General features: G+C 64.7%; 5 protein-coding genes and 1 pseudogene. All 6 read left to right on the top strand.

Annotation, left to right across the window (positions count from 1 at the left end; translation table 11 throughout):
• On the top strand, positions 1-259 hold a 259-nt coding region (locus tag FFS27_RS30925), incomplete at its 5' end, for a hypothetical protein (RefSeq protein ID WP_137952457.1).
• Positions 256-1,251 carry an NADH-quinone oxidoreductase subunit NuoH gene (gene nuoH, locus FFS27_RS30920; RefSeq protein WP_003090465.1) on the top strand — a complete coding sequence of 332 codons (996 nt, stop codon included), beginning with the start codon at positions 256-258 and terminating at the stop codon, positions 1,249-1,251. The genes FFS27_RS30925 and nuoH, both read left to right, overlap by 4 nt.
• 11 nt (positions 1,252-1,262) lie before the next feature.
• The gene (gene nuoI / locus FFS27_RS30915; RefSeq protein WP_019486397.1) at positions 1,263-1,811 is read left to right on the top strand and encodes an NADH-quinone oxidoreductase subunit NuoI; all 549 of its coding nucleotides are present in this window, start codon (positions 1,263-1,265) and stop codon (positions 1,809-1,811) included.
• 11 nt (positions 1,812-1,822) lie between these two features.
• Positions 1,823-2,323 carry an NADH-quinone oxidoreductase subunit J gene (nuoJ, locus tag FFS27_RS30910; RefSeq protein WP_003090473.1) on the top strand — a complete coding sequence of 167 codons (501 nt, stop codon included), beginning with the start codon at positions 1,823-1,825 and terminating at the stop codon, positions 2,321-2,323.
• Between the two features lie 45 nt (positions 2,324-2,368).
• Positions 2,369-2,677: an NADH-quinone oxidoreductase subunit NuoK gene (gene nuoK / locus FFS27_RS30905; protein WP_003090475.1), complete on the top strand. Its 309-nt coding sequence runs from the start codon at positions 2,369-2,371 to the stop codon at positions 2,675-2,677.
• Positions 2,674-3,150 (top strand): annotated as a pseudogene (locus tag FFS27_RS30900) (NADH-quinone oxidoreductase subunit L); the annotation flags it as partial. The gene nuoK and the pseudogene FFS27_RS30900, both read left to right, overlap by 4 nt.

The following is a 3,150-nucleotide window of genomic DNA, read 5'->3' as shown; positions in this document are numbered from 1 at the left end:
AAACAGCTCGCGGGCCGCGCCGATCCAGCAGCGCATCCCGGAGACCTACGTCGCCCTGTCCAAGGAAGACGCGGACCGCCTCGGCGTCAACGACGGCGCGACCCTCGGCTTCCAGCTCAAGGGCCAGGCCCTGCGCCTGCCGCTGCGCATCGATGAACAACTCGGCGCCGGCCTGATCGGCCTGCCGGTCGGCTTCGCCGGCATCCCGGCGGCGATCGCCGGCTGCTCCGTGGAAGGTCTGCAGGAGGCTGCACAATGAGTTGGCTGACTCCCGCTCTGGTCACCATCATCCTCACCGTGGTCAAGGCCATCGTGGTGCTGCTCGCCGTGGTCATCTGCGGCGCCCTGCTCAGCTGGGTCGAGCGCCGCCTGCTCGGCCTCTGGCAGGACCGCTACGGCCCCAACCGGGTCGGTCCGTTCGGTGCGTTCCAGCTCGGCGCGGACATGGTCAAGATGTTCTTCAAGGAGGACTGGACCCCGCCGTTCGCCGACAAGATGATCTTCACCCTGGCCCCGGTGATCGCGATGGGCGCCCTGCTCGTCGCCTTCGCCATCGTGCCGATCACCCCCACCTGGGGCGTGGCGGACCTGAACATCGGCATCCTGTTCTTCTTCGCCATGGCCGGCCTGACGGTGTACGCCGTGCTGTTCGCCGGCTGGTCGAGCAACAACAAGTTCGCCCTGCTCGGCAGCCTGCGCGCCTCGGCCCAGACCATCTCCTACGAGGTGTTCCTGGCCCTGTCGCTGATGGGCATCGTCGCCCAGGTCGGCTCGTTCAACATGCGCGACATCGTCCAGTACCAGATCGACAACGTCTGGTTCATCATTCCGCAGTTCTTCGGCTTCTGCACCTTCATCATCGCCGGCGTCGCCGTGACCCACCGTCACCCGTTCGACCAGCCGGAAGCGGAGCAGGAACTGGCGGACGGCTACCACATCGAGTACGCCGGGATGAAATGGGGCATGTTCTTCGTCGGCGAGTACATCGGCATCGTGCTGGTCTCGGCGCTGCTGGCAACCCTGTTCTTCGGCGGCTGGCACGGTCCGTTCCTGGACACCCTGCCCTGGCTGTCGTTCTTCTACTTCGCCGCCAAGACTGGCTTCTTCATCATGCTCTTCATCCTGATCCGCGCCTCGCTGCCGCGTCCGCGCTATGACCAGGTGATGGCGTTCAGCTGGAAGGTGTGCCTGCCGCTGACCCTGATCAACCTGCTGGTGACCGGCGCGCTCGTGCTGGCCGCGGCCCAGTAAGGAGAACCACCGTGATCAAAGAAATCATCAACGTCGTGCATGGCACCTTCACCCAGCTTCGCAGCCTGGTGATGATCTTCAGCCATGCCTTCCGCAAGCGCGACACCCTGCAATACCCCGAAGAGCCGGTCTACCTGCCGCCGCGCTATCGTGGCCGGATCGTCCTGACCCGCGACCCCGACGGCGAGGAACGCTGCGTAGCCTGCAACCTGTGCGCCGTGGCCTGTCCGGTTGGCTGCATCTCCCTGCAGAAGGCCGAGACCGAGGACGGTCGCTGGTATCCGGAGTTCTTCCGCATCAACTTCTCGCGCTGCATCTTCTGCGGCCTGTGCGAGGAAGCCTGCCCGACCACCGCGATCCAGCTCACCCCGGACTTCGAGATGGGCGAGTTCAAGCGCCAGGACCTGGTCTACGAGAAGCACGACCTGCTGATCTCCGGCCCGGGCAAGAACCCGGACTACAACTACTACCGCGTTGCGGGGATGGCGATCGCCGGCAAGCCGAAAGGCGCCGCGCAGAACGAAGCCGAACCGATCAACGTGAAAAGCCTGCTGCCATAAGGAGACGTCGCGTGGAATTCGCTTTCTATTTCGCTGCCGGCGTCGCCGTACTGGCCACGCTGCGGGTCATCACCAACAGCAACCCGGTGCATGCCCTGCTCTACCTGATCATTTCCCTGCTGGCCATCTCGATGACCTTCTTCAGCCTCGGCGCACCCTTCGCCGGCGCCCTGGAGATCATCGTCTACGCTGGCGCCATCATGGTTCTGTTCGTCTTCGTGGTGATGATGCTCAACCTCGGCCCGGCCGTGGTCGAGCAGGAGCGCAAGTGGCTCACGCCCGGCATCTGGGTCGGGCCTTCGGCCCTGGCCCTGGTCCTGCTGGTGGAACTGCTGGTGGTCCTCGCCCGCACCCCGAGCGGTGCCGGCATCGGCCATACCACGGTAGACGCCAAGGCGGTCGGCATCAGCCTCTACGGCCCGTACCTGCTGGTGGTCGAACTGGCCTCCATGCTGTTGCTCGCGGCCCTGGTCGCTGCCTATCACCTGGGTCGTCAAGACGCCAAACAATAAAGGTTCGGCGGGCGCCCTGCGCCCGCCCCAAGGGAACGTAACGCTATGAACGCAATACCACTGGAACACGGCCTGGCCCTCGCCAGCGTCCTGTTCGCCCTCGGACTGGTCGGCTTGATGGTGCGACGCAACATCCTGTTCGTACTGATGAGCCTGGAAGTGATGATGAACGCCGCCGCCCTCGCCTTCGTGGTCGCCGGCAGCCGCTGGGGCCAACCCGACGGCCAGGTGATGTTCATCCTGGTGCTGAGCCTCGCGGCCGCCGAAGCGAGCATCGGCCTGGCGATCCTGCTGCAACTGTATCGCCGCTTCCACACCCTCGATATCGACGCTGCCAGCGAGATGCGCGGATGAACCTTCTACCTCTTACCTTCCTGTTCCCCCTGGTCGGCTTCCTGCTGCTGTCGTTCTCCCGCGGCAGGTGGTCGGAAAACCTTTCGGCGCTGGTCGGCGTCGGCTCGGTCGGCCTCTCCGCCCTGAGCGCGGCCTGGGCCATCTTCAGCTTCCACAGCAGTCCGCCGGAAGGCGGCGCCTACAGCCTGGTGCTGTGGCAGTGGATGGCGGCCGGCGACTTCAGCACCAACTTCACCCTGTACCTGGACGGCCTCTCGGTAACCATGCTCGGCGTGGTTACCGGCGTCGGCTTCCTGATCCACCTGTTCGCCTCCTGGTACATGCGTGGCGAAGCCGGCTATTCGCGCTTCTTCGCCTACACCAACCTGTTCATTGCCAGCATGCTGTTCCTGGTGCTGGGCGACAACCTGCTGTTCCTCTACTTCGGCTGGGAAGGCGTGGGCCTGTGCAGCTCCTGTCCCTTATACACATCT

This window comes from Pseudomonas sp. 2VD, assembly GCF_005503585.1.
Classification (GTDB): Bacteria; Pseudomonadota; Gammaproteobacteria; order Pseudomonadales; family Pseudomonadaceae; genus Pseudomonas; species Pseudomonas aeruginosa.
Note: the sequence above shows the minus strand (reverse complement) of the source record. Positions and strands in the feature narration are given on the sequence as shown.